20 protein-coding genes, 1 tRNA gene and 1 pseudogene are annotated in these 26,582 nt (G+C 48.4%); 12 read left to right on the forward strand and 10 right to left on the reverse strand.

Translation table 11 applies throughout. The features are described 5' to 3' along the window. Together CIK99_RS03905 and CIK99_RS03910 are read right to left on the reverse strand one after the other, a co-directional pair. Positions 1-810, reverse strand: a complete 810-nt coding sequence (locus CIK99_RS03905; RefSeq protein WP_094379984.1) for an ATP-binding cassette domain-containing protein — start codon at positions 808-810, stop codon at positions 1-3. A 386-nt stretch (positions 811-1,196) separates the two neighbouring features. Further along, entirely contained in the window at positions 1,197-1,718 is a 522-nt protein-coding gene (locus tag CIK99_RS03910; RefSeq protein WP_371590869.1) for a DUF3836 domain-containing protein, read from the reverse strand. 563 nt (positions 1,719-2,281) lie between these two features. Here CIK99_RS03910 and CIK99_RS03915 point away from each other — a divergent pair. From CIK99_RS03915 to rodA, 8 genes are all read left to right on the forward strand, one after another. Further along, on the forward strand, positions 2,282-3,547 hold the full coding sequence (locus tag CIK99_RS03915; RefSeq protein WP_094379988.1) for a DUF2264 domain-containing protein: 1,266 nt from the start codon (positions 2,282-2,284) through the stop codon (positions 3,545-3,547). 152 nt (positions 3,548-3,699) lie between these two features. Further along, positions 3,700-5,166 carry an MATE family efflux transporter gene (locus CIK99_RS15710; RefSeq protein ID WP_254047715.1) on the forward strand — a complete coding sequence of 489 codons (1,467 nt, stop codon included), beginning with the start codon at positions 3,700-3,702 and terminating at the stop codon, positions 5,164-5,166. 171 nt (positions 5,167-5,337) lie between these two features. Next, complete coding sequence (locus CIK99_RS03925; RefSeq protein WP_094379990.1) at positions 5,338-5,931, forward strand: IMP cyclohydrolase; 594 nt, start codon at positions 5,338-5,340, stop codon at positions 5,929-5,931. 44 nt (positions 5,932-5,975) lie between these two features. Then, a complete protein-coding gene (locus tag CIK99_RS03930; protein WP_094379992.1) occupies positions 5,976-6,998 on the forward strand; it encodes a rod shape-determining protein in 1,023 nt (340 codons plus the stop codon). 95 nt (positions 6,999-7,093) lie between these two features. Then, on the forward strand, positions 7,094-7,951 hold the full coding sequence (gene mreC, locus CIK99_RS03935; RefSeq protein ID WP_094379994.1) for a rod shape-determining protein MreC: 858 nt from the start codon (positions 7,094-7,096) through the stop codon (positions 7,949-7,951). A gap of 10 nt (positions 7,952-7,961) precedes the next feature. Then, the gene (gene mreD / locus CIK99_RS03940; protein ID WP_094379996.1) at positions 7,962-8,462 is read left to right on the forward strand and encodes a rod shape-determining protein MreD; all 501 of its coding nucleotides are present in this window, start codon (positions 7,962-7,964) and stop codon (positions 8,460-8,462) included. After that, positions 8,459-10,309: a penicillin-binding protein 2 gene (mrdA, locus tag CIK99_RS03945; protein WP_094379998.1), complete on the forward strand. Its 1,851-nt coding sequence runs from the start codon at positions 8,459-8,461 to the stop codon at positions 10,307-10,309. The genes mreD and mrdA overlap by 4 nt, the downstream gene beginning before the upstream one ends. Continuing rightward, a complete protein-coding gene (gene rodA / locus CIK99_RS03950) occupies positions 10,290-11,759 on the forward strand; it encodes a rod shape-determining protein RodA (RefSeq protein ID WP_094380000.1) in 1,470 nt (489 codons plus the stop codon). The genes mrdA and rodA overlap by 20 nt, the downstream gene beginning before the upstream one ends. Here the strand turns inward: rodA and CIK99_RS15195 are convergent. The 5 genes from CIK99_RS15195 to CIK99_RS03975 all read right to left on the reverse strand — a co-directional run bounded on the left by CIK99_RS15195 (position 11,756) and on the right by CIK99_RS03975 (position 17,890). Further along, positions 11,756-12,229: a gliding motility lipoprotein GldH gene (locus CIK99_RS15195; RefSeq protein ID WP_158215893.1), complete on the reverse strand. Its 474-nt coding sequence runs from the start codon at positions 12,227-12,229 to the stop codon at positions 11,756-11,758. The two genes, rodA and CIK99_RS15195, sit on opposite strands and share 4 nt — an antisense overlap. A 19-nt stretch (positions 12,230-12,248) precedes the next feature. After that, positions 12,249-13,601 carry a regulatory iron-sulfur-containing complex subunit RicT gene (locus CIK99_RS03960; protein WP_094380004.1) on the reverse strand — a complete coding sequence of 451 codons (1,353 nt, stop codon included), beginning with the start codon at positions 13,599-13,601 and terminating at the stop codon, positions 12,249-12,251. Positions 13,602-13,667: 66 nt separating this feature from the next. Then, the gene (locus CIK99_RS03965) at positions 13,668-14,810 is read right to left on the reverse strand and encodes an AAA family ATPase (RefSeq protein ID WP_094380006.1); all 1,143 of its coding nucleotides are present in this window, start codon (positions 14,808-14,810) and stop codon (positions 13,668-13,670) included. 28 nt (positions 14,811-14,838) lie between these two features. Beyond that, complete coding sequence (gene metF / locus CIK99_RS03970; protein ID WP_094380008.1) at positions 14,839-15,795, reverse strand: methylenetetrahydrofolate reductase [NAD(P)H]; 957 nt, start codon at positions 15,793-15,795, stop codon at positions 14,839-14,841. Positions 15,796-15,913: 118 nt separating this feature from the next. Next, complete coding sequence (locus CIK99_RS03975) at positions 15,914-17,890, reverse strand: alpha-L-arabinofuranosidase C-terminal domain-containing protein (RefSeq protein WP_094380010.1); 1,977 nt, start codon at positions 17,888-17,890, stop codon at positions 15,914-15,916. A gap of 187 nt (positions 17,891-18,077) precedes the next feature. Between CIK99_RS03975 and xylE the strand changes: the two are divergent. Both xylE and CIK99_RS03985 read left to right on the forward strand, forming a co-directional pair. Beyond that, positions 18,078-19,532, forward strand: a pseudogene (gene xylE / locus CIK99_RS03980) (D-xylose transporter XylE); the annotation flags it as partial. Between the two features lie 43 nt (positions 19,533-19,575). Beyond that, a complete protein-coding gene (locus tag CIK99_RS03985) occupies positions 19,576-19,929 on the forward strand; it encodes a response regulator (RefSeq protein WP_094380014.1) in 354 nt (117 codons plus the stop codon). Positions 19,930-20,105: 176 nt separating this feature from the next. On the opposite strand, the gene CIK99_RS03990 is transcribed toward CIK99_RS03985, so the two are convergent. The 3 genes from CIK99_RS03990 to CIK99_RS04000 all read right to left on the reverse strand — a co-directional run bounded on the left by CIK99_RS03990 (position 20,106) and on the right by CIK99_RS04000 (position 24,015). Continuing rightward, complete coding sequence (locus tag CIK99_RS03990; protein WP_094380017.1) at positions 20,106-23,348, reverse strand: S41 family peptidase; 3,243 nt, start codon at positions 23,346-23,348, stop codon at positions 20,106-20,108. 251 nt (positions 23,349-23,599) lie between these two features. Continuing rightward, positions 23,600-23,878, reverse strand: a complete 279-nt coding sequence (locus CIK99_RS03995; protein ID WP_094380019.1) for a hypothetical protein — start codon at positions 23,876-23,878, stop codon at positions 23,600-23,602. A gap of 63 nt (positions 23,879-23,941) precedes the next feature. Then, positions 23,942-24,015, reverse strand: a tRNA-Met gene (locus CIK99_RS04000). A 147-nt stretch (positions 24,016-24,162) separates the two neighbouring features. Between CIK99_RS04000 and CIK99_RS04005 the strand changes: the two genes are divergently transcribed. After that, positions 24,163-24,564, forward strand: a complete 402-nt coding sequence (locus tag CIK99_RS04005; protein ID WP_094380022.1) for an START-like domain-containing protein — start codon at positions 24,163-24,165, stop codon at positions 24,562-24,564. A gap of 107 nt (positions 24,565-24,671) precedes the next feature. Then, complete coding sequence (locus tag CIK99_RS04010) at positions 24,672-26,579, forward strand: LptF/LptG family permease (RefSeq protein WP_094380113.1); 1,908 nt, start codon at positions 24,672-24,674, stop codon at positions 26,577-26,579. Positions 26,580-26,582: the final 3 nt, after the last annotated feature.

Below are 26,582 nucleotides of genomic sequence, written 5' to 3' on the forward strand. Positions count from 1 at the left end.
TTATTTGTTTATATAGTTGAACAATAATTCGAGGTTGATGGGGGTCTCTTGGTCGTCGGCCTCGCGCTTGGAGATGACGGCGTTGCCTTGGAGCGATGGCTCGGCGTAGATCACCGTGTCGTCCATCTCCTGTGGCAGGCGGTACTCAAACTTGTATTTCTCGCAAATCTCTGCGGTCGAGGAGTTGAGGAGGAGTTGGCTCTCGTTGAGTATGAGTATATGGTCGAGAAGAGATTCTACATCGTGAACCTGATGGGTGGAGATGATTAGCGTGCGGTCGTTGGTCATATTGTTTGCCACCACACGACGGAATTGACTCTTCGAGGGAATGTCGAGTCCGTTTGTCGGTTCGTCCATGAGAAGGTAGCGGGTGCCTGCGGCAAGGGCGAAACTCATAAACACCTTCTTTTTCTGACCCATTGAGAGCTCGTTGAGCTTAAGAGATGTGGGCAACTCGAAGTCTTTTAGGCAGCTGTCGAGCACCTCACGACTGAAGTTCGGATAGAATGGCTGGTTGATCTTTACGTAAGTGTCGAGGCTGACGGCTGGCAACTCAAACTCTTCTGGCACGATAAACACCTCTTTGAGTGTGTCAGCCTGGCGTGTTGTTGCTACCGTACCGTCCATGACTACGTTGCCTTTTGAGGGACGGAGAAGGCCGCTGATGAGATAGAGCAAGGTCGATTTTCCTGTGCCGTTCTTCCCGAGCAGTCCGTAAATGTTGTTGGCTTCGAGCGTCATGTTGAATCCGTCAAACACGTTGCGCTTTGTGCCAGGATATTTGAATGTGATGTTATTTACCTGTATCATTGTCGTTAATTTAATAATTGTTGTATGTCGTTAATTTAATAATTGTTGTATGTCGTTTCTTTAATAATTGTTGTATGTCGTTTCTTTAATAATTGTTGTATGATGTTTCTTTAATGATTGTTGTATGATGTTTCTTACATAGAACAACTTTCCAAACCGTTTACCTTTTTTAATATTCGTCGCTATAATATTGAACAGCTTTCCCAAATTGTTGTATTATATATTCGTCGTGATTCTCAAAGTCGTTTTCAATATTTCAAAGTCGTTTTCGATATTTCAAAGTCGTTTTCGATATTTCAAAATCGTTTTCGATATTTCAAAATCGTTTTCGATATTTCAAAGTCGTTTTCGATATTTCAAAGTCGTTTCCTATAGCGATTGAAGAGTTACTCCATTGTCATGAGCTTGTTTGTGTCAGGCATAATGACGAGAGTGTTTTGTGCCAAAATATAATCGCCTGTCTGGTTGTCTTTCTTGTAATCGATAACTGCTACGACATGATTCATGATGATGGTGTAGTGACTGTATTCCTTAGCTTCGGCATAGTCGTTGCTTGACTCGTCCCAGAAGCGCTTCTCTACAGTATAACCCTCGACAGAGTAGCTGTAGCAAAGACAACTATACTTCTCCCAGGTCTGCTTCCTTTTGTTCCATTTCAGCGTTTCGCGCATCAGAAGACGATCTTGCTCGTCGTAAGTATATATACGCTTGATGTGAGCAGAGAGTACATTGTCGTTATTCTTATATACCTCAATGGCTGATATGCGGTTGTCTTCCATTTCTGCATTGTAGCAGAATTTGTTGTTTTCTACGTCAGTTGTCAAGTTCATGAACATTGACATGATGGTTGGGGCAGTGATAATTGCATTCATAATTCTTATTTTTTTATTGTTTATACTCTTTTTTATTTATTGTTTATACTCTTTTTTATTTATTGTTTATACTCCTTTCTTTTATTGTTTATACTCCTTTCTTTATTCTTTATACTCTTTATTTGTATTGCAGTTTATTGCTGTAGTAGTGTACTACTTTAATAGAACACTGCAAAGGTAGTGCATTCCTGAATACCCTCCAAATATTTCGGCAACTTTTTTTCAACTTTAACATATTGTTAACATTTTCACCTTATATTATATACATGGCTCTATTTCTGGAATCCCAGGAATATCCGGATACTCCGGAATATCTGACTCATTCCGGATAGCCCGGATATATCCGGAAACTCCGGAACCCCTGGATATATCCGGAAACTCCGGAATCCCTGGAAACTCCGTAAACTCTAGTCCCCCGGAATATCTGGAATCTCCAGAATATCCGGCTCACCCGGAAATCCCAGAAATACCAGTCTCCCCTGGGAAAACACTCTTTCCCCAAAACGCAAAATACAATATTCAGAAAAAGATGACGAAATATTTGGTAGTTTCAGATATTATAGTTACTTTTGTTGCCAACAAAAAATATTCAAGCAAAAATGAAACGACTCACAACAATCACCATCGCACTTGTAGTGCTATTATCACCTGTCTTCGCAGCAAAGAAATCAAAGAAGACAACAGAGACTGACCGCCAATATTGGTGCCGACTCGCCTATACAATGGCTCAGCCTGTTCTCGAAAATATGGCAAAGGGAGAACTGCAGAAAAATATGCAGACAGAATTTAGCCCTTCCTTTGATTCTCGTGACAGAAGAGTGGTATATATGGAGACTTTTGGCAGATTAATGGCAGGCATTGCCCCTTGGCTCACTCTGCCTGATGACGATACAACAGAAGGGCAACAACGCAGACAACTGCGCCAATGGGCATTGGCAAGCTACAAAAATAGTGTCGATCCGCAGTCGGCTGATTACCTCTGTTGGGGTATAGCTGGACAGAATCTCGTCGATGCTGCATACATCGCCGAGAGTTTCCTTCGTGGGTTTGACCAGCTGTGGCTTTCACTTGACGATACCACGAAACAACGTTATATAAATGAATTTCAAAAGTTGCGTTCTATCGACCCTCCTTATACTAACTGGTTTCTTTTCTCCTCGATAATAGAGAGCTTTCTTGCTAAGGCAGGTGCTCAGTACGATGAGTTTAGAGTTAATACCGCATGCAGGAAGGTAGAAGAATGGTATATAGGTGATGGGTGGTATGCTGATGGGCCTGTCTTTGCTTTCGACTACTATACAAGCTATGTGTTTCACGCGATGTATCTTGAGACACTACAAGCTATGGTTGACGCCAAGGCAAACACACGACTCGACTATAAGAAATATCATGAGCGAGCACTGAAACGGGCACAGAAGTTTGCCATCATTCTCGAAAGGTTTATTTCGCCTGAAGGAACATTCCCTGTAATAGGACGCTCGACGCCATACCGACTGGCTGCCATGCAACCGCTCGCACTCGTGGCATGGTATCAAAAACTGCCTAAGGACCTGAGTAACGGACAGATACGAGCCGCATTGACAAAGGTGATGCACCGTATGTTCGACATACAACAGAACTATAACGAGGGCGGATTCCTTACCATAGGATTCTGTGGCTCACAACCAGAAACCGCTGATTGGTACACAAACAACGGCTCGCTCTACATGACATCGCTCGCATTCATGCCACTCGGACTCCCTGCTGACCACGACTTCTGGACGTCAGCACCTGAACCATGGACACAAGTGAAAGCGTGGGGTGGCAAACCTTTCCCGAAAGACCATCGCTGGGCAGACGACATACAGACAAAAGATAAGTGGTAATATGAGCTATCAATAGATAGATAAATGAAAAGAATCCAACGTTTTCGTTAAGCCAGATGAGCAATGATGAGCTTGCGCAGTCATTGCCATGGCGAGAAAACGAAGGCTGAAAATGAACGTATTATATAGTATTAGTAAAGAAAAAGATTGCAATGGATAATGTTTCAGTAAAGAAAAACCTGTACAAGCTGACGATGCCGATTTTTATCGACATAGCTCTCGTCATGCTACTCGGTGCCGTAGATACCGTGATGCTGTCGCGATACAGCGACGATGCCGTAGCAGCCGTTGGCCTCGACAATCAGCTGATATCGTTCGTGTTCCTCGTCTATCAGTTCGTCTCAATGGGCGCTGCCATACTATGCGCACAGTATTTTGGAGCCGGCTATAGAACACGGTTTATGCAGATCGTGGGCATTGCCGTAGTAGTCAATACACTGCTTGGCTTGACAGTGAGCTGCGCACTTTGGCTATGGGCAGAACCGATACTTGCCGCTTTCGGACTGAGAGAAGCACTCATGGCCGACGGAGTAAACTATCTGAGAATAGCCGGCTCGTTGTCGTTCTTTCAGGCTATCTCGCTCACGTTCAGTGCCGTGCTGCGTTCTACTGGAAAGACAATAAAGCCCATGACGTCAACTGTGGTGGTCAATATCCTGAATATCCTTGGCAACTATGCCTTGATATTCGGACACTGGGGACTGCCTGCCATGGGAGTTGAGGGCGCTGCGTGGGCAACGGCATGTAGCCGCATCGCTTCGATGGTCATTCTTGCATGCTTCATGAATGGAGTATGGAGAACGGCGGAGAAGAGAGGTGGTGCTACTTCCACGCCGCGAGGCATTGTGTTACACACCTTGCGTGCCTCGTACTTCGTCATCACCCTGCCGTTTAAGATCGTGTTCCGTTCGGCTTCTGCGGCACGCTCGGTATGGTCTTCCTACCGACGGTATTTCAGCCCATTCCCATGGCAAGAGATGAAAAACCTCTTCCATATAGGCATACCAGCAATGAGCGAGGAAATGTCTTACTCTCTGTCTCAGATAGTCATCACCTTCTTTATCAACCAGATAAGTACTGAGGCATTGACTACCAAGGTCTATTGTACCACCACCATCACCTTCGTCATTCTGTTTAGCGTGAGTATAGTGCAGGGTGGCGACATCATCGTGGGACACTATATAGGTCAACTGCGAAACCGCGCTGCATATATCCTCGGCAACTATGTCTATCGCGTGGCAACAATATTGACGCTCATCGTTGCGGCCATACTTGCCGTTGGCGGACATACCTTGCTTACCTTCCTCACCGACAATGAGTACATCATCGCTACCGGCACATGGATATTCTGTATAGATTTCTTCCTGAGTTATGGACGAGTGAAGAATATCTTTGCATGCGGGACACTCAGGGCAACAGGCGATGCCATTTATCCTGTGTGTGTTGGCGTCATCTGCCAATGGACAGTGGCCGTGGGAGTGGCATGGCTGCTCGGAATACCTTGTGGATTCGGACTGCTCGGAATCTGGTTTGCTTTCTGTCTTGACGAAAACCTGCGCGGCATCATCCTCATGCGGCGATGGCATTCCCTAAAGTGGCAAGGCAAAGCCTTCGTCTGACACCAGAAAGAATATCCACGGGGGCAAGAAAAAATGACGCAGGATAAGAAATGAATAAAGAAAGATAAAATTTGGTGCGTATGTTTTGCCATTACAGGAAAAATACGTACCTTTGCATCCAAATACGACAATAAGCAAATAGTATTCATATAACGTTATATAATCAACAAAATGGCTGATAAGAAACAGATAAAAACCGCATTGGTCTCGGTTTTCCACAAAGATGGTTTGGATGAGCTGCTCAAGAAGCTCAACGAAGAGGGTGTTAAGTTCCTTTCTACAGGAGGTACACAGAAGTTTATCGAGTCGCTCGGATACGAGTGCCAGAAGGTGGAAGACGTCACCACCTATCCTTCCATACTCGGCGGACGTGTGAAGACACTTCACCCAAAGGTGTTCGGAGGAATACTCGGACGACGTGAGAACGACGGCGACAAGGAACAGATGGCACAGTACGAAATACCAGAAATCGACCTCGTCATCGTTGACCTTTACCCATTCGAGGACACCGTGGCAAGCGGAGCCTCTGAGGCAGACATCATCGAAAAAATCGATATCGGCGGCATCTCGCTCATACGTGCTGGAGCAAAGAACTTCAACGACGTGGTTATCGTGCCAAGCAAGGCAGAATACGGAGTGCTCCTCGACATCCTCAACAAGCAGGGCGCTGAGACAACACTCGCACAGCGCAAGGATTTCGCAGCTCGCGCCTTCGGAGTAAGCAGCCACTATGACACTGCCATCCACGGATGGTTTGTACGTTAAAGAGAAAATCTTCTTCAACTTTACACTTTGAACTCAAAAGAAATATGGGATTTTTTTCATTTGTACAAGAAATAGCAATGGACCTCGGTACAGCCAATACCATCATCATCTCTGATGATAAGATTGTGGTTGACGAGCCTTCGGTCGTGGCTCTCGACAGGCGAACAGACAAGATGATCGCCGTGGGCGAGAAGGCCAAGATGATGTATGAAAAAGAGCATGCAAACATACGCACTATCAGACCTCTGCGCGACGGAGTCATAGCCGACTTCTCTGCCTGCGAACAGATGATGAGAGGACTGATAAAGATGGTACATACAGGCAGCCGCCTGTTCTCGCCTTCACTGAGAATGGTCATCGGCGTGCCTTCAGGCTCTACCGAGGTGGAGCTGCGTGCCGTGCGCGACTCGGCTGAACACGCCGACGGACGCGACGTCTATCTAATCTTCGAGCCAATGGCAGCCGCTATCGGCATCGGCATCGACGTAGAGGCACCTGAGGGAAACATGATCGTCGATATCGGTGGTGGCTCGACAGAAATCGCCGTGATATCGCTCGGAGGTATCGTCAGCAACAACTCAATACGCATCGCCGGCGACGATCTTACAGCCGACATCCAGGAGTACATGAGCCGACAGCACAACGTGAAGGTCAGCGAACGAATGGCCGAACGTATTAAGATACACGTTGGATCTGCACTTACAGACCTCGGAGAGGACGCGCCAGAGGACTATGTCGTTCACGGACCTAACCGCATCACCGCCCTGCCAATGGAAGTGCCAGTATGCTATCAGGAAATAGCTCACTGCCTCGACAAGACAGTGGCAAAGATCGAAAACGCAGTGCTTTCCGCCCTTGAGCATACTCCACCAGAGCTTTATGCCGATATCGTAAAGAATGGTATATACCTTAGCGGTGGAGGCGCATTGCTCAGAGGCCTTGACAAGCGTCTTACTGACAAGATTAATATCCAGTTCCACATCGCCGAAGACCCGCTCCACAGCGTGGCAAAAGGCGCTGGAATAGCCTTGAAGAACGTAGATAGATTCTCGTTCTTGATGAGATAGTGAAACTTGAAGATTGAAAATTGAATTGCTGCGACAGAGATACGCAGCAATTCTGTTTTCATTCTCCAACGTCCCCTTATTCTTCAACAACAATTATGCGCAATCTGTTCGACTTTTTCGCGAAATACAACAACTGGCTGCTTTTTGTGCTATTAGAAGTGGTGAGCTTTGTCATGCTGTTTAGGTTCAACAGCTACCAAGGCAGCGTATGGCTTACCTCGGCCAACTATGTGACGGGAAAGATTTTCGAGATTGACTCGGCAATAGAGGCTTTCTTCTCGTTGACAAAGGTAAACCAGGAACTGACGCTGAAAAATTTCTATCTCGAACGCCAAGTCAACCAGCTCTCACGTCTTTATGGCGAGGCTACGGGCGACACGCTCGTAAAGGAACATCTGTCGAGGACAAATGTCGAACAGTACAAGCTCGTGCCGGCAAAGGTGGTAAGCAATAGCGTTGACATGATGAACAATCTTATCACTATCGACAAAGGACGGGCTGACGGCATCGAGGTCGATATGGGTGTGACCAGCGGAAAAGGTGTCGTTGGAGTTGTGCTCCTCGTCAGCGACCACTATTCTATCGTCATGCCGCTGCTTAACAGCAAGTCGCGCGTCAGCTGCTCTATAAGGGGAAGAGGATATTTCGGTTACACAAGATGGAACGGCAAGATGCCTAACTACATCAATGTGGAAGACATACCTCGACATGCACACTTCAAACGAGGCGACTGGGTCGAAACCAGCGGATACTCTTCCATCTTCCCACCAGGTATCGTGGTGGGAAAGATTATCGAGGTGTATAACTCGCCCGACGGATTGTCATACCGGCTTAAAGTGCATCTCTCAACCGACTTCGCCAACTTGCGCGACGTATGTGTGATAACCGATAAAACCTTTGCCGAACGACAGCAACTGCTTCAGACAGCACGTGACTCACTGAACAAGAAATAATGAAGAGAATATGACATCAGACATCATAAGCCGCACGGGAATGGTTATTGTGCTCTGCCTCATACAGTCGCTCGTGCTCAACAACATTCATATCTTTGGCATTGCCACACCGCTATTATATATATATATGGTGGTAGGATTCCAACGCAACTATCCGCGATGGGCAATACTCGTATGGTGCTTCCTGCTCGGAGTAGTGATAGACACCTTCTCTAACACTCCCGGACTCACCTCCGCCTCACTGCTCGTGATAGGAATCATACAACCGTATTTCCTGCAACTGTTTCTCCAGCAGGATGCGCCCGACGATCTGCGTCCGGGCATCATTACGCTCGGCATCGCCAAATACGTGTTCTACGTATTGGTGCTCACGCTCATATATTGTATCGTCTTCTTCACCATCGAAACATTCTCTTTCTTTAACTGGCTGCTGTGGATTGAATGTATCGGAGGCAGTGCGCTATTGACTATCATACTCATACTCACCATAGAAAGTACAAAACGAAAGTGAAGGACTACGGACTGGAGAATAGGAAATATGTCATCGGTGGCGTGGCTACAACCATCGTCATTATCTACATCATCAGACTTTTCACACTGCAGATAATGAGTGATGACTATAAGAAGAATGCTGACTCAAACGCATTCCTCAAGAAAATCGAGTTCCCTTCAAGAGGCATCATCACCGACCGTAACGGAAAACTCATGGTCTATAACCAGCCTGCATACGACATCATGGTGGTGATGAAAGAGGCAAAAGGAAAAATCGACACCTTGGAACTGTGTAATACGCTCGGCATCACACGAGAGGAGTTCGACACAAGGATGGCTACAATCAAAGACCGCTCGAAAAATCCTGGCTATTCGCCATACACACAGCAGCTTTTCATGAACCAATTGTCAGAACGTACGTTTAATATCCTGAACGAGAAGATGTTCCGATTTCCAGGTTTTTATGTTCAGCGACGTAGCATAAGACAATACGAATACCCTTATGCCGCACATATCCTTGGCGATGTGGCTGAGGTGTCGCCTGCAGACATTGAGGAAGACGACTATTACCAGCCTGGCGACTATATAGGAAAACTCGGCGTTGAAAGACAATACGAGAAACAACTGAGAGGAGAGAAAGGTATTCAGATTCTGCTGCGCGACGCTCACGGACGCATACAAGGCAGTTACCAAAACCATAGTCTGGACAGACGACCTGTACCAGGGAAGAACCTAACTCTCGGTATCGACCTCAAGTTACAAGCATTGGGAGAACGACTGATGGAAGGAAAGATTGGCAGCATCGTGGCAATAGAACCATCTACAGGCGAGGTGCTGTGTATGGTGTCGTCGCCTACATACGATCCTCGGCTGATGGTGGGACGTAGCCGCTCTAAGAATCACCGAGAACTGAGCCGCAACGCTTGGAAACCGCTTCTCAACAGAAGCATCATGGGACAATATCCTCCCGGCTCCACGTTCAAGACAACACAAGGATTGACATTTATGAGCGAAGGCATCATCTCGCCGGCAACTCCTTTCGGCTGTTCGCGAGGATTCTATTTCCGCGGTCTGCACGTGGGATGCCACGGACATGCCTCCCCGCTGTCATTGGTGCCTGCGCTAAGCACATCGTGCAATGCATTTTTCTGTTGGGGCCTTTACTATATGATAGGCAACCGCTCAAAATATGGAAGTGTGCAGAACGCCATGAACACATGGCGCGACTATATGGTCAGCATGGGATTCGGATATAAACTCGGTATCGACCTCCCAGGAGAGAAACGAGGACTGATACCAAATGCTGAATTCTACGACAATGCTTACCGCGGCTCGTGGAACGGACTCACCATAATCAGTATCTCTATCGGACAAGGAGAGGTCAACGCGACGCCTCTGCAGATAGCCAATCTTGGAGCCACCATCGCCAATCGCGGTTATTATTATGTGCCTCACGTGGTGAAGAAAGTACAAGGCGAGCCACTCGACACCACTTATACCAGCCGCCACTACACAAAGGCTAACCACAAGGCTTATGAATATGTGGTTCAAGGAATGCGCTCTTCCGTGCTTGGAGGTACATGCCGTGGGTTGGCACACTACGACTTCGAGGCTTGTGGCAAGACCGGTACTGCGCAAAACAGAGGCCACGACCACTCGGTATTCATGGGCTTCGCCCCAATGAACGACCCAAAGATAGCCATCGCCGTATATGTAGAAAATGGTGGTTGGGGCGCCGACTACGGAGTGCCTATTGGCGGATTAATGATGGAACAATATATTCACGGGAAGCTGTCGGAAGCATCTGAAAAGAAAGCCGACGAATTCCAACACAGACGTATTTCTTATGGTTCAGCAGACAGATAAGCAGCCGAGCGTTCTTCGCTCACTTGACTGGGTAACAATATGTATATATCTGGCACTCTTGGTGTTCGGATGGATTAGCGTGTGTGGTGCCAGCTATACCTATGGCGACACCGATATCTTCAGCCTTGACACACGATCGGGCATGCAGATAGTGTGGATAGGCACGTCCATCTGCCTCGGCTTTGTCATATTGATGCTTGATGATCGTTTTTACGACACGTTCTCGTATGTTATCTACGCGGCGCTGTTGCTGCTGCTCTTCGTTACTATCTTCAATCCTCACCAGATAAAAGGTTCGCGATCGTGGTTGGTGTTAGGTCCTCTGCGTGTTCAACCCGCCGAATTTGCCAAGTTCGCCACGGCGTTGGCACTGGCGAAGTTTATGAGCACCTACGGCTATTCCATCCATAAGATGAAAGACGCCATAAAGACGTTTGCCATCATGCTTGTGCCCATGCTGTTTATCATCCTCCAGCGTGAGACTGGTTCGGCATTGGTCTATTTGTCGTTTCTGCTTATGTTCTATCGCGAGGGAATGCCTGGCAGCGTGTTGTTTACTGGTGTAGCGGCAGTGATATATTTCGTGGTAGGCATACGCTATGAGGACATGTTGATGTTTGGCAGCCCAACGTCGGTCGGAAAGTTCGTCGTGTTGTCATTGGTTCAATTGTTTACTGCTGGCATGGTATATGTCTATTGCAGGAACAAGGTTGGGGCGTGGAGCATAGTAGGCTATGCTGTACTCATAACAGGTATAGGCATGCTGTTCTCTGTCTATGTCATTCCGTTTGATGTGGTATGGGTGCAGTTGGTGTTGTGTGCGGTGATGATAGGCTGGCTCCTGATTCAAGGTCTTGGCACGCGACTGAAACAGTATTTTTTCATCATGTTGTTCTCGTTAGGCTCTATGGCATTCTTCTATTCTGCCGACCATGTGCTCAACAACGTGTTGGAGCCGCACCAGCGTGTGCGCATCAACGTGTTGTTAGGTCTTGATGAAGACCTCTCGGGAGCTGGATATAATGTCCATCAGAGTGAGATAGCTATAGGTTCTGGCGGTCTGGAAGGGAAGGGCTTCCTTAATGGTACGCAAACAAAGTTGAAGTTTGTACCCGAGCAAGATACCGATTTCATTTTCTGTACGGTAGGCGAGGAGGAGGGCTTCCTTGGTTCTGCAGGTGTGCTGCTGTTGTTTCTCGCCTTGATATTACGTCTCATTCATCTTGCCGAGCGTCAGCCGTTCCGTTTCAGTCGTATTTACGGCTATTCGGTTTTGTCAATATTCCTTTTCCATGTGTTTATCAATGTGGGCATGGTGCTTGGCTTGACCCCCGTGATAGGCATCCCTCTTCCTTTCTTCAGCTATGGCGGTTCTTCGCTTTGGGGATTCACCTTCTTGCTGTTTATCTTCCTTCGTCTCGACGCCAGTCGAAAGTTGGTCCGTACTTAATGTATTTGTTCTAATGTGATGCCAATATCTGAAATGCCAGGAAGGATCTCGCGTTTCATGTTGTGATGGACACGTATCGACAACGAGTCGCCTTTCATCAGGCGGTGGGTGTTATAGTGAAGCACGTGCTGATAACAGCTGACACCACGTCCTCGCGACTTTCCATCGTCGTCAAAAAGGCGGCAGTTTATCGTGTCGCTCTTTACCACCTTGTCAGGATATATCGTCTGTTCAACTATAAGGCAAAGGGCTTTGAACGGATATTTGTCGTTTACTCTTATGCCGATGATGGATTTCAGTTCGGCGTCGGCTTTCAATGGCGACACTTCAAACGTAAGTGTGTCGCTCTTGTCCCATCCCACCACTGAAGTATGACAGTAATGGCTATAAATAGTTGAACGGTTGCAGGACACTAATGTCGATGCAACCGTAACTAATATTATTAAGAGTACAAAAATCTGCCTGTTCATTATTGATAATAATAATGTGTTATTGTTTCTCTTCGGTCTTCTTGTTGTTTTGCTTGTTTTGTTGCGCATGGGCATTCCTGCGGTTTTGACCTTCAGGACGACGCTGCTTCTGCTGCTGTCCTTGTGGTTGCTGAGGCTGCTTCTGCTGCTGTCCTTGTGGTTGCTGAGGCTGCTTCTGCTGCTGTCCCTGTGGTTGCTGAGGCTGCTTCTGCTGCTGTTCCTGCGGTTGCTGAGGCTGCTTCTGTTGCTGTCCCTGAACTTGTTGTTGCCCATTGCCTTTTTTCTTCTTTTTCTTCTTGGCTTTGTCAAAGCGGCTGATGTTTTCGTTGGCGAGGAGGTCAACGTGCTGTTGTCCGGATTGCTTCTGCTTGCCGTCCTCATGTAGCGAGTCAGGTTTTTCTCCCTTTTTGTTCATCTCGATCACCAGCCTTGCACGTTCGGCAGTGATAGTCTCGAGGTTTGCCGCTATGTTTTTGTCGGTAGAGTATGTGATGAGTCCTGCAAGGATGTCGGTTTTGAAGAGATAATAATCTCCGTCGAGAGTCTGCAGTACCACTTCTTTGCTCGGAATCTTTCGTCCTGCCTCTACATAGTTGTCAACCTCATAGTTGAGGCAGCATTTCAGTTTGGCGCACATGCCAGCTAACTTCTGTGGGTTGAGCGAAATGTCCTGATAGCGTGCCGAGTTGGTGGTCACGCTATTAAAGTTCTTCATCCAGGTGGCGCAGCACAGCTCTCGTCCGCATGGACCTGTACCTCCGATGCGTCCCGCTTCTTGTCGCGCACCGATCTGTTTCATTTCTATGCGCACGTGGAACGTCTCGGCAAGCACCTTGATCAACTGACGGAAATCGACACGCTCGTCGGCGATATAGTAAAATATCGCCTTGTTGCAGTCGCCTTGGTATTCCACGTCTCCTATCTTCATCTGCAGTCCGAGATCCTTAGCTATCTGTCGGCTCTGTATCATCGTCCCGTGTTCACGGCTTTTAGCCTCTCGATACTTGTCCATATCCACGGGTCTTGCCAGTCGGTAGATGCGTTTGATGTCGTCAGCCGACTTGATGTTGGCTTTCTTTATCTGTTTTTTTACGAGTCGTCCTGTCAGCGTGACAACGCCGATGTCGTGTCCTGGGTTAGCTTCTACAGCCACGATATCCCCTTTTTTCAGCTCGAGCTTGTTGGAGTTGTGGTAGTATCCCTTGCGTGTGTGTTTGAACTGCACTTCTACGAGGTCGGTAGAGAAGGCATTTCCAGGCACGTCAGCCAACCAGTCATAGGTGTTGAGCTGTTTGTCCTGTCGTCCCACAGCCTTTCTGCATAGGCCTCTGTCGCCATCACACATTATTTTGTTTTCATTATCTTTTATCATTCGTTATGTTGTATATAGAGTTTCTGTTTGTTACTTCCGTAAAGTTGTATATAGAGTTTTCGTTTATTACTTTTTTTGTAGTATCAGCATTATCATCTGCAACGCCATGTCGAAGAATACGATTTTTGCGTTTGCGTTTTGCTTAATGTCACGAACAATTTTGTCGGCCATTTCGCTTATCTGGATTATGTTCCCCTCGTGGATGAAACGAGCAAACTTCACGGCAAAAGCCTCTTCTTCTTCAGTCATGTAGTTGAGCTCGGGATTGCCGAAGTTGTACATGAAGTTTTCGCGTGTCAAGCGTATGAAATAATCCATAAACCGCTTCTGTTTTTCCCTTCCATATCCTGCTATGCGCTCGCTCCATTTCTTCAGGTCGTGGATGTTGCGCATATATGCAAGACGCATAAGCTGCTGATAGTCGGCAAAGAAGTCGGCCGTCTCGCTGTCGTTGTCAATTATGCGAAGTGCGTTGAGCCAGCTGCCGTCAGAAAGTCGAGCCACACGTGTTGCCGTTTCTGCACCCAATGGATATCTTTCGGCAAGAACTTTAGCTATGCTGTTGTTGTCAATGCGTCTCACGTCGATGCGCTGTGTTCGGCTGCGTATTGTCTCGAGTAGTTTGTCAGGTTCTTGGCAAACCATGATAAACACAGAATGAGAAGGCGGTTCTTCGATTAGTTTGAGAATCTTGTTAGCACATTCAATGTTCATTCGCTCTGGCAGCCAAATTATCGAGACCTTATATCCGCCTTGGCTCGACTTAAGGCTGAATTTCCTTATCAGCTCGTCGCTCTCGCCAGCGGTGATGATGGCCTGCTGGTTTTCAGCTCCAATGGCTGTCATCCATTGATCCATGGAGAAATATGGTCCTGTCTGGATCATTTCGTGCCATTGCTTGGCGAAGTCGTCGCTCACAGGCTTGTGGTCGGCGCTCATCGACGGTAGCTTTATGGTGGGGAAGGTGAAATGCAGGTCGGGGTGCTCCCATTTTGCCAACATTCGGCATTGTGGACAAGCCTCGCATGCCTCGTCGTCACAGGTGTGGTTGCGGCACAACAAATAGTTGGCAAAGGCGAGAGCGAGTGCCATCTTTCCGCTGCCTTGCGGTCCGCAAAGCATCAATGCGTGAGGCAGTCTGTCTTCCCTTGCCATCTGTGTGAGCCTTGTCCACACCTCTTTTTGTCCTATGACGTCACCTTTTCTCAATTTTTTTCTGTGGTTTTTATGTCTGTTCTTAGAGCAGTCTTCTTGCCACTTCCGCTACGGAGTCAACGGCTGACACGGTGTAGAAGTGGATGTTGTGTATGCCATGTGAATACAGTTCCTTGCATTGTGCCACAGCCCATTCCACTCCGAGTTGTCTGGCCTCTTCGTCGGTCTTGCATTTTATGGCTTCGAGAGCCAACGACTGAGGTATGTCGCAATGGAACGTCTTTGGTACAATGGTGAGCTGGCTAAGCTTGGCGAAAGGCTTTATGCCGGGAATGATAGGTATGGTGATGCCAGCCTGTCGTGCCTTTTCAACAAACTCGAAGTATTTCTGGTTGTCGTAGAACAGCTGTGTCACGGCATAGTCGGCTCCGAGGTCTTGCTTCTCTTTCAGATGTTGGAGGTCCATCTCAAGGTTTGGTGCTTCCTCGTGTTTCTCTGGGTAGCATGCCACACCGTAGTCAAACTTCTCTCCCGGACATTTTATCGGAGTGCCATCAGCAAAGAATCCTTCGTTGAAGCGGTTTACCTGACGTATGAGGTCGGTAGTGTGCTCGTGGCCGCCTGGTGTAGGGATGAAGCGCGGGTCTTCCTTGGCTTTGTCGCCTCTGAGCAGCAGCAGGTTGGATATGCCGAGAAACTGCAGGTCGAGCAGTTCATATTCAATGTCCTCTACTGTCGCGCCACTGCAGATGACGTGTGGCTGAACAGGAATGCCATACTTGTTCTGTATTGCTGCGGCGATGGCAATGGTGCCTGGGCGGCGGCGTATGCGCTGTCGCTGCAAGAGACCGTTGTCCATCTCGTGATATACAAACTCGCTGTGGTGTGTGGTGATGTTGATAAACAGAGGATCAAACTCCTTTAGCTTGTCTATTGTAGCGAAGAGTTTGTCTGTTCCTGTTCCTTTTAGCGGAGGCAGCACCTCAAACGAGAAATGTCTCTTGTCTTTGTCTTTATTTATTAGTTCGATAACTGTCATTTCGTTCCAAATAAAACATTTGGCGACAAAATTACAAAAAAAAATCCAAACTTAGGGCATTTTCGAAGAAAAAGCGTAAAAAAAAGAGGGGAAGTGCTGTTCTTCCCCTCTTTTTGTATTATTTCTCTATGATATAGAGCTTGAATGTCATTGGTTGCAATACATCGTTGAGTATTGTGTTTTTCTTTCCTGCCTCGCATTTCATGGCTCCGTCAACGGGGCGGATCTTGTCAGGATTGTCTATTGAGTTCTCGTCGTCGAGACCATTGTGCGACAGTGTGATAGTCTTCACGGATTTCTCGCCTTTGAGACCCAAGAGGTTGACCGAAACGGGTTGTGCCGTTTTGCCAGTGTTGATAATCTTGACGATGACGGTGTTAGCCTTAGCGTCGAGTACAGAGCTGGCGAAGAGTCCGTTTTGTCCTTCCTGTCCAGCCACAAACTGCTTGTTCATAGTCAGTGGAAGCACGTTGGTTCCCTTGTTTTGGGCATACATCTGCTGTACGTAATAGCTTACGGTCTTGAACATCTTAGTGTTGTCGAACCATATAAGGTCAGGACGCCACTGCCATCCGTCAACATGTGCGAGGAGAGGAGCGTAGGCGGTCATATATACCACGTCGGCATTGCGTTCAAGGTCGGTCATGAAGGCTGCCTCGTAGAGCGATGTCTCGTAGTGGTTCCATTTCTTTCCCTTTCCGTGGCAGGCATATTCGCCGGCAAACACTTTCGGACCCTTGCGGTCGTAGCTCTCGTAGCGCAGGCCATGGCTGAGGAACCACGACTCGGGGCGATAGAAATGCTCGTCCACGAGGTCTGCTTTCTGGCTTTTCATCGCTTCCCAACCGAGGTCAAACATCTTGCCTTCAGAGTCAGGACCGCTGGTGCCAACGATCTTTATCTCTGGATACTTTGCGCGGATACGCTCAACAAACGGCTTCAGGCGCTTGAAGTAGAGCTCGTCCCACTGCTCGTTGCCCACGCCGAGATATTTCATGTTGAATGGAGCTGGATGCCCCATTTCGATGCGCTTCTTTCCCCATTCGGTATTTTCGTCGCCATTAGCAAACTCGATGAGGTCGAGACAGTCTTGGATAAATGGCTCTAACTCATCCATTTTTGCGTGAGCGCACTCCTGGTTCCAGTTCTGGAACTGGCAAGCCATACCCACGTTGAGCACTGGAAGAGGCTCCGCGCCAATATCTTCAGATAGCTGGAAGAACTCGAAGAATCCGAGTCCGTAGCTCTGATAATAGTCGGGGAAGTAACGGTAGTCGAAGGTGTGCTCCCAACGGTTTTGGTTGAGAGGACGGTTCTCTACCGGACCGATGGTGTTCTTCCACTGGTAGCGTGTGGCGAGGTCAACGCCTTCCACGATGCAACCTCCAGGGAATCGCAACAGTCCTGGGTGGATGTCGGCCAGCGCCTGGGCTATGTCACGACGCATACCATTCTGTCGGTTTTTGAATGTGTTGACCGGGAAGAGGCTCACGTGCTCGAGATCCACGGGGTTTGCTCCGGCAAGGAAGATGCGCAGGTTGGCATGATTGAAGGTGCGTGGCGACTTCACCACCACCTCATACTTCTTCCAGTCAGCTGAAGCAATCTCGAGCTTGTTCTCTGTAAATTCCTGGTGCTCCTCCATGGTGTTTTGGTCAATGAGTTGCACCCTGATGGTTGTCTTTCCCTTTGGCGCCCTTGCCCATACAGTGAAGCGATAGCTCTCGCCTTTCTCCACTCCGATGCCGAAGTATCCTTCGTTTTGGATACCAGTGCGGCGCTCCTTATGTCCAGGGTCGCTGAGTGTGACATAGTGCGGACAGCGTTCGAATGGTCCGTCGTTCTTCAGCTTTACGTCGCCAAAGACTTGCCAACCCATAAAACTTTGGGGGAATTCAAAAGAACGGTTCTTGACCAATTCTCCATACAGACCGCCGTCGGCGGCATAGTTGATGTCCTCAAAGAATAGTCCATACATGGTGTTTTGAACTGGGGCTCCCACCTTCTTGGTGTTGATGTCCATGACATTTGTCTGGGCCTGTGCTGCCAATGCTGAAGCCAGTGCAATGGCGCAACCTAATGTTTTTAATTTCATACTTTAATATAGGTATCAGTTAGTTCGTGTTGCAAAAATAGTTAAAATATTCGTGATATGCAAATTTTTTGGAAAAAAAGATGTAATTTTGTAGCCTATTTAAGAATTATAATTATTCTTTAAACAAATATCGGTGAAAATAAAGAGTTAAAACCAAAATACCAATCTTTTAAAAGACAAACAATTAAAGGTAATGAATCAAAGTGCAACAGGTAGCAAATCCTACCTTATTTCAATCGTCATGGTAGCCGTCTTAGGCGGCTTACTCTTCGGCTACGACACAGCCGTTATCTCGGGAGCGGAAAAGGGATTGCAGGCTTTTTTCATGGGAGCGAGCGATTTCACGTACACAGACTTTTGGCATGGGTTTACCAGTTCCAGTGCCCTTATTGGCTGTATCATTGGCTCCGCATTGTCGGGACTATTGGCTTCTAACTGGGGTCGCAAGCGCACGCTCATCTTTGCAGGTGTGATGTTTTTCATCTCTGCATGGGGTTCGATGTCGCCAGAGACATTTGTTCTGCCCGAGGGCAAGCCCGACCTCACCCTTCTCATCGTGTTTAACATCTACCGTGTCATTGGTGGTGTCGGCGTTGGTCTTGCCTCAGCCGTATGTCCAATGTATATCGGTGAGATTGCGCCAAGCAATATCCGCGGTATGCTCGTGTCGTGGAACCAGTTTGCCATCATCTTCGGTCAGCTGGTGGTGTATTTTGTCAATTTCTTCATCCTTGGCGACCACATTGCTCCTGCCATAGAGAGCATCGGCAATGGCATGAACCAGATACTTAACAGTGGCGAGGCAGCCTGGGCCATTGAGACAGGATGGCGTTACATGTTTGGCTCTGAGATGGTTCCTGCCGGACTGTTCGCCCTTCTCATCTGTTTCGTGCCTGAGACTCCGCGTTATCTTGCCATGACCGGACAAGACGAGAAAGCCGAGTATGTTCTTGCCCGCATCAATGGCGCGGCTAAGGCAAAGGAGATCCTCAACGAGATAAAGAACACCGTAACCGAGAAGACAGAACGCCTGATGACCTATGGCTTCCTCTGCATCTTTGTCGGTGTGATGTTGTCGGTGTTCCAGCAGGCTGTGGGCATCAATGCGGTGCTCTATTATGCTCCGCGAATCTACGAGGCAATGGGCTTTGACAATCCTATGGTGCTCACCGTGTTTAATGGTATCGTCAACCTTGGTTTCACCTGTGTGGCTATCTTCACCGTCGAGAAACTGGGCCGCAAGCCTTTGCTCATTGTCGGTTCGTTAGGAATGGCTGTAGGCGCCATCGGCGTGGCCTGTACGTTTGGCAATCCCGAGCTGCAGTTGCTGTGTATGGTATCTATCATGGTCTATTCAGCATCGTTTATGTTCTCTTGGGGACCTATATGCTGGGTGCTCATCGCCGAGGTGTTCCCCAACACTATCCGTGGTGCAGCAGTAGCCATTGCAGTGGCTTTCCAGTGGATATTCAACTGGATTGTATCTACCTCGTTTGTTCCTCTTGCCAACAGCATGGGCTATTGGTTCACATACGGCCTTTATGGCGTGATATGTATCGTTGCTGCCGTGTTTGTATGGCGTCTGGTGCCAGAGACCAAGGGCAAGACATTAGAGGATATGAGTAAACTTTGGAAGAAATAACACCTTATTATATTAATAATAACAAAAAAATTAAAGACTATCTATGAGAAGAATATTGGTTGCAGAAGACAACGATAGTAACTTCATCTTGATGGGTTACTTGCTTAAGAAGCATTACGAGGTGATACGCGCAATCAACGGTATTGACGCTGTTGAGAAGGTGGAGCAAGGCGGTATTGACATGGTGCTTATGGACTTGAAGATGCCAGAGATGGACGGTCTGCAGGCCACACGTATCATTAAGGAGAAATATCCTGACATGCCTATCATCGCACTTACGGCCAACGCTTTCAGCAGCGACCGTGAGCAGGCTTTCGAAGCCGGTTGCGACGAGTTCCTTTCCAAACCCGTAAATTCTGAGCTTTGTCTTGAGACAATAGCAAAGCTGCTGAAGTAGTAAAGACTGGCAAAACCAGGTAACTGAAAAGGAGTTAAGACAATATAGAATGCCATCCATGGGAATTCATATTTGTCTTAACTCCTTAATCTTTTTAAGCTAATGAGCCTTTAAGCACTTGAGCTAAAAAGCCATAAACACTTAACCTAATAAGCCTTAAAACATAATGCCGATAGTTATTTCATCATTTCTCTTACGGCTCTTTCCAGTTGGCGGTCGTAGCCATTGATGATGTCTTCAGGCGTGTTATATACCTCGATGTCAGGGTAGAGTGTCGTGTTCTCGCCATAGACGCCGTCCATGCCGCGGCAGCCAACCTGAGGAATGCCGAATACGAGCGACGAGTCCATCATTCGTTCCCACCATACGGCGGTCATCGTTCCGGCTACAGGCGCGCCGATGAGTTTGCCTATGCCTAAGGTCTTGTAAACCCACGGGAAACCATGTCCGTTGCTATAGTCATCCTCGCATATCAGCACACACGAAGGCTTGGTCCACTTGTTGTATGGGTCGCGACCCACATACTGTCCACGAGGCACGAAATTCTGGTATTCTTTGCCTGAGAGCAGTGTGCAGAGATCGTCGTGCAACCATCCTCCGCCGTTGTGGCGTTCGTCCACCACCACAGCCTTGCGGTTGCGGTTGCGGTCGCTGAGCAGTTCTTGATAAACGGTGCGGAAGCTCTCGCTGTTCATCTCCTTGACGTGAACGTAAGCCACCGTTCCGCCCGAGATACTGTCAACAAACGCCCTGTTGCGATCCACCCAACGCTTGTAGAGCAATTCTCTTGTCTGAGCCTGTGACACAGGCTTTACTGTGATGGTTTCCTCTGTCTTGCCCTGAGCCTTGGCGAAGCTGACACGAATGTTTTTGCCAATCTTCCCGTCGAGAAGTCTGTTGTAGTCCTCGCCCGCGTTTATCTTCACTCCGTCGATGGCAGTGATGATAGAGCCAGGCTTGACTCCGGTGTTTTTCACGTCAAACGGTCCGCGTCGCAACACTTCCTTCACCTTCAGTCCGTCGCCATTGTAAGCCTCGTCAAAGAAAAGTCCGAGTTGTGCCGTCTGCATGACATTGCTGTAGGCATTGTATCGGCATCCCGTATGCGAGGCATTGAGCTCTCCGAGCATCTCCGACATCATCTCGGCAAAGTCGAAGTTATTGTTTATGTGCGGCAAGAACTTCTCGTATGTCTTGCGGTAGCCTTCCCAGTCAACACCGTGCAGGTTCTTGTCGTAGAACTTGTCTTTCACCTGTCTCCAAGCGTGGTCAAAGAGATATTGCCGCTCTTCGTATGGCTTGTAGTTAAACCATGCCTCAAAGTCCACGTTTTTCTGTGATCCTGAGTTCAGATCCACCTTTGTGATGTTGCCGCGGCATACAAATGCGCTTTTGATGTCCTTGTCAGGCTGCATGGCAGCCACACCGATGCCTTTCATCAGTCGCTGCTTGTTGCCTTCCTTGTCTATCTTCCAAAGGTCGTAACTGTCCTCATAGCGCACCTGGTAGTAGAGTGTGTTGCCGTCGGCCGAGAGCAGCATGTCGCCGATATGGGCAGAGTTGTTGGTGAGGCGCACTACACGGTCGCGGCAGTTGGTGGTGTCTAGTTCCAGTGCTTCCACCTTCTTCACTTCCACCTTGGCCTCGTCCTTGTCGTTGCCTTTCTTCTTGTCCTTCTCAGCCTTTTCCTTAGCCTTTTCTTCTTCCTCCTTCTTCTTCTTCAGTTCCTCGCGTGCCTTGTCGTCGCGAGCCACCTCTTCTTTGCTCATCCTGAAACGCTCGTAGGCGTCGAGGTCGAAGAACATGATATACACGTCGTCCTCGGCTCCCCAGCTGCCGTGACTGCGGTATCCGGCCCTGTCGCTTGCAAAGAGCATGGCTTTCCCGCCGAGCACCCATTTGGGATTGCTCTCGGAGTATCCGCTGTTGGTGAGGTTATACACCTTTCCGTCCTCTTCTGCACTGACGAGGGCGATGTCCTGGCTGTTCCATCCTCCGGTGCCGATATACGATGCGAGAAGCCATCGGCTGTCGGGACTCCACGAGAATCCTATGTCGCCGTCGCTATACGAATAGACATAGTCGGCAGCGAGAGCCGTATGTGTTTTCTTGCTCTTCACGTCCATCACCTTCAGTGTACCGCGGTTTTCGTAGTAGGCTATCTTCTTGCCGTCGGGCGAGAAACTGGGCTGTTGTGAGGTGAGGTCGTTGTCGGTCATGCGTTCCTCTTCGATGTCGGTGGCGTAGCAGAACAGTCCTTCGTCTTTGTTTTTCAGCAGCGAGCGGTAAATCTGCCACACACCTCCTCGCTCCGACGCATAGACGATGCTGCGTCCGTCAGGCGCGAACTCAATGTCGCGTTCCTGCTCAGGTGTGTCGGTGATGCGCTTTGTGGTCTTGTATTCCACTGATGTGACAAAGACATCGCCGTGCATCACGAAGGCTATCTCCTTGCCGTTAGGCGACAGGCTTATCTCTTTCGCGCCTGAGCTGCTTATCTGTCTCACGAGGTCGCGGTCGGTGCGGTCAGCCGTGATGCTGATGTTCACCTTTCGGGGCTCTGTCTGTCCTTTGGCGAGGGTGTATATTTCGCCATCGTAACCGAAGCAGAGGGTCTCGTTGGCAGCACTGGAGAGGAAGCGCACGGGATTGCCTTTGAAGTGGGTGCATTGTTGCTTCTGTGTGCCGTCGGCATTGGCTCGATAGACGTTGAACGTCCCGTCCATCTCGCTGAGATAATAGAACGACTTGCCGTCAGCCGCCCAGACGGGGTTGCGGTCTTCGCCGGCAAAGTCGGTGATTTTCTTGTAGTTGTCTCCCTGCTTCATCCATATATCGCGGGCTATAGGCGAGGTGTGGTGCTTTCGCCAAGAGTCTTCATAGCCTTTGTTGTCGTGGTAAAGCACGTCGCCATTGGCGTTAAAGCTGATGTTCTCCATGGGTAGGGTAGAGTAGAGCTTTGGGCGCGAGCCGTTGGTGTCGGTCTCATATACCTGCAAGAATGAGCCGGCGAAGATGATGGATTCAGCCGACGGCATCACGCTTGCGGAGAAGAGGATGTGGTCGTTGTCGCGAAACACCATTGGCACTTCTCCGCCGCTGCCCGTGGTGAGTCGGCGTGGCTCGCCTCCGTTGGCGTCAACGATAAATACGTCGGCACTTCCTTCGCGGGTAGAGGCAAAGGCGATGTGTTTTCCGTCGGGACTCCATACGGGATGTGTGTCGTAGGCGGGATTAGAGGTCAGCTGTTGAGCTTTTCCTCCATTGGTTCCCACGGTGAAGATATCGCCTTTGTATGTGAAGGCGATACGACTTCCGTCAGGTGAGATGGCTGGATAGCGCATCCACAACGGGTTTTCCTGTGCTCCAACAGTGGCAGATGCCATCAGAAGCAAACCAAGGATTGATTTCTTTTTCATGTCTTCCCTTTCTTTTTTTATTTTTACAGCGGCAAAGTTACTAAAAAGAAATGAATGTTACAAACGTTTTATGATTTATTTAACTATTGTGCCGTTATGTATCTCATCAGCGACTTATTTTTTTACTCATGGAGAAAGAGAGCTATCTTCGACAGTTATTCTTAGAGTCAATCGCAAGCCGTTTTTTTGTGACAACTGAATACTCTTGTGTCACGGTCGTTCCATAGCGTGATGTCACGAGTGTTCCACAGCTATGGTACGGTCGTGACGTTAGGTGTGGTACGACCGTACCAACAGTTATTCTGTCCTGCAAAGGTGCCTACATTAATGCTTCCACTTCCTCCAAAATAAGAGTCCAACACACCTAAGTTTTTTATAGTACCATGGTTTGGTTTTAACATTCCAATATAATTTCCATCAGTAGATGGCATATAGATGCCACTAATGGTATGGCCATTGCCATCAAAGGTGCCTTCAAAGTCTTCTGGCATAATCCGTTGGTTGACCTGTGTGTTTCCTGCTTCGAGCATCTTTATCAATGGACCTAACAAAAAAAGCACTCACGATTTCTCGTAAGTGCTTGCCTCTCACAGTAGCGGGGGTGGGACCCGAACCCACGACCTCCGGATTATGAATCCGACGCTCTAACCAGCTGAGCTATCCCGCCATTTGCTTGTTTGCGGGTGCAAAGGTACTACTTTTTTTTGAATCTGCAAACTTTTTTGCTAAAAAATTATTCTGTATCGGTATTTTTTTGTATTTTTGTAGCGTCAAAATGACAAATTACCTATTTTACACAACTAACATGTCTGTTATGAGCAAAAAGAAATTAGTGATGGAGTATCCGTTGAACTCTAAATCTGCCAGCATAGTATGGGGGCTTATAGGCAATGCTCACGGTCTGGGAAAGTGGATGGCTGACTATGTGGAAGAAGACGAAGACGGAGAACTGACGTTCAAATGGGGTGAGGTATGGACGCAGCAGGACGTACGAACATCGACAATTATCTCAAAGGAAGAAAACAGCTATATAAGGCTGAAATGGGACGTGAACGAGTCTGACGAGGATTTCTGGGAATTGAGAGTCGAGAAAAGCGACTTCAGCGGACATCTTACACTCATCATCACCGACCACGTGGATGAAGAAGACGTTGACTATATGCGCGAGGTCTGGACTGACAACCTCAGCCGCCTGCACAACATCAGCGGACTATAAATTACGTAAAAAAATGGTTTTTCTGCCCGTTTTATTTCGCAATACCGATTTTTTGTGCTAACTTTGCAGCCTGAAATCCTATATATAGATAAGGATTGCGCATGCGAATGATTCGGATAAAGAAACTTGATATATTCATAGCCAAGCAGTTTGGACTGCTTTTCGTGGGAACATTCTTCATCTGCCAGTTTGTGCTGATGATGCAGTTCCTCTGGCGTTACGTTGACGAGCTCATAGGTAAGGGATTGTCGATGGAGGTGTTGGCACAGTTCTTCTGGTACATGGGATTGATGCTGATGCCGCAGGCTTTCCCGTTGGCCATATTGTTGTCGTCGCTCATCACCTTCGGCAATTCGGGCGAGAGCTCGGAGCTTACAGCCATCAAGGCTGCCGGCATCTCGCTGATGCAGGCTTTCCGCTCGCTGATAGTGGTCGTGGGCCTTATCTGCTGCGGCTCGTTTTATTTCCAAAATGTCATAGGCCCCGATGCCAACAAGTCGTTTGCACAGCTGTTGCTGTCGATGAAGCAGAAGAGTCCAGAACTGGAAATCCCCGAAGGCGTGTTCTATGACGGTATCCCAAACAGCAATCTCTATGTCCAAAAGAAAGACCTGAAGACAGGCAAGCTCTATGGCATCATGATATACCGCATGAACGGAGGCTACGAAGACGCGGCCATCATACTTGCAGACTCGGGCATGCTGCAGTCAACGGCAGAGAAGAAACACCTCCTGCTGACGCTCTATAGCGGCGAGTGGTTTGAAAACATGCGCTCGCAAGACCTGGCAGGAAGCGCGAGCGTGCCATACCGCCGTGAGACATTCTCCAAAAAACGCATTGTGCTCGACTTCGACGGCGGATTCAACCTGGCCGACGTGGCAGGCATCTCTAACGACGCCCGCTCAAAAAGCATGACTAAGATACGACACGACCTTGACTCGATACGCGAGTTTAACGACTCGGTGGGCAGAGCCTATTACCGCGACGCACGCTACACCATGTTTAACATGCAATGCAATGACAAGAAAGACTCGACAAAGGCTGTCAAGGACGCGGCAAAGATAGACTATGACAGCGTATTCGCAAAACTAAAGGCAGAAGACCGACAGGTGGTGATGCGCGATGCCCTCTCGCATATAGAGATGAACGCATCCGAGATAAGCATCAAGGGCGACTATTCATACGCCCTCAACCGACAGGAACGCATGCACGAGATTGAGGCATGGGGAAAGGTGACGCTGTCGCTGCTGTGTGTCGTCTTCTTCTTTATCGGAGCACCGTTAGGAGCCATCATCCGAAAAGGAGGACTCGGCGTGCCGGTGATCATATCCGTACTCGTCTTCATCGTCTATTACATCTTCGACTTCTCGGGTATGAGAATGGCACGCGACGACAACTGGACGGTGCTCTTCGGACGATGGATATCGATGATGATTCTCGTGCCGCTGGCCGTCTTCTTCACCTACAAGGCAAACCGCGACTCCGTGGTGTTTAACATCGACGCATATAAACTCTTCTTCAGACGCATACTCGGCATACGCACAAAGCGACACGTGTTTAAGAAAGAGGTGATAATAAACGACCCCGACTACGCTAACGACGCAACGATACTCGAAAAGATAAGCAACGACATCACCGAATATTCTCAAACCCACGGACTACTCAGGGCTCCTAACCCCATAAAGGTGTTCTTCCGTGAAGGCGACGACAGGGCCATACGCGACATCAACGACGAACTCGAGGCTGTGATCGAGGACCTCTCCAACACCAAGGACAAGGTGGTGATAGCAAACCTCAACCGCTATCCCGTACTGGCCACACATGCCCACACAAGGCCTTTCCGCCGTCGATGGCTCAACGCACTGACGGGATTAATACTGCCCCTCGGACTCTTCTTCTACCTGAGGATGTGGCGGTTCCGCCTGCGCCTGCTGCGCGACCTTAGGGTAATAAAGAACGCAAACACCGAGATATGCAACCGCATAGAAGAGATGACGGCGAAAAACAGAGAATAATAA

It is taken from the genome of Prevotella sp. P5-92 (genome assembly GCF_002251245.1).
Taxonomy (GTDB): domain Bacteria; phylum Bacteroidota; class Bacteroidia; order Bacteroidales; family Bacteroidaceae; genus Prevotella.